The sequence below is a fragment of the Helicobacter pylori genome (genome assembly GCF_011140715.1).
GTDB classification, from domain to species: Bacteria; Campylobacterota; Campylobacteria; order Campylobacterales; family Helicobacteraceae; genus Helicobacter; species Helicobacter pylori_DA.
In genome coordinates this window covers 1-1,011 of record NZ_SFZZ01000079.1, presented here as the reverse complement: position 1 = coordinate 1,011, position 1,011 = coordinate 1, and the positions used below count along the sequence as shown (strand labels likewise).

Genomic DNA, 1,011 nt, shown 5'->3' with positions numbered 1-1,011 from the left:
GATTTGGGTGTTTTCATTAGCGTTGAGCTGTTTGGTTTTTTCTAAAACGGCTTGAGCGTTTTTGATCATTTCGTTAATAGCGTTAAAACTATCGCCAAAAATATCCATCACATTCCCGGTCTTGCCGCCAAAACCCCATGCCCCACCGCCACCATTCACATGCGGGTTTTGAGTGGTAAGGACATTGATGATAGTAGCGGCTTGTTGCAAAAGGTTTTCAGCGTCATTGACGCTGCTAATTTTTAGCTGGATTGGGAGTGGAGTCCCGCCTGAATAATAATTGCCATTCCCATCGGGGTAAGTGTATTCTGTGGTAGGGTTTCTTGTGAAAGTTTGATTGATATTGACTACCATATTTTTGGAGCTATTCAAGGCAGGCATCCCACCCCCTTGACTTTGGTTTAAAGCGGTTTGAATGGTTTGATAAGCGGTATTGAGAACCTGGTATTCGCTGCTAGACAGAATACCATTGGGCCCTACATTACTGGCTCCATTACAAGTGGTGGTGGTCGTTCCGCTACCGGTGTTGTAGCTGTAGTTTGGCGTGTTGTCAAACGATCGAACGCCCCCGTTTTCTAAATGTTCTGGGCCAAGATTGGGGCCAGGGCCACAGCTGATGCCAAAGGCTATGACTTGCCACATGCCCACAGCGGCGTTGAGCGCTAAAGCCACAGCTTGATAGGCGGGGGAAGTGGTGGTAGCGCTAGTGAGATTGATCGCGCTTGAGCTTAAATTGTCAATCGCACCGGTAATCGCGCTCGGTGTGCTGGCTAGATTGACTAAAGAGTTAAGGTAATTGTATTGGTTTAAAAGGTTGTTTAAATTATCGTATTTGTCCGCAAGATTTTGCAATGCTCCAGTGTTTTTCACTTTTTGAACCGCTTCACCGATCTGATAGCCCACGCTCATGTAAAATCCGTCATCTTCAGCCTTTGATAATGAGAGCATGAGAGAAAGAGAGAGCCAGAGGGATTTTTTGATTTTCATGTTTTCTCCTTTTAATAGATTTTT

General features: G+C 45.2%; 1 protein-coding gene. It reads right to left on the bottom strand.

Features of this window, described 5'->3' with window-relative positions:
- On the bottom strand, positions 1-987 hold a 987-nt coding region (locus EWZ81_RS07835), incomplete at its 3' end, for a SabA family sialic acid-binding adhesin (RefSeq protein WP_205250258.1).
- Positions 988-1,011 lie beyond the last annotated feature (24 nt).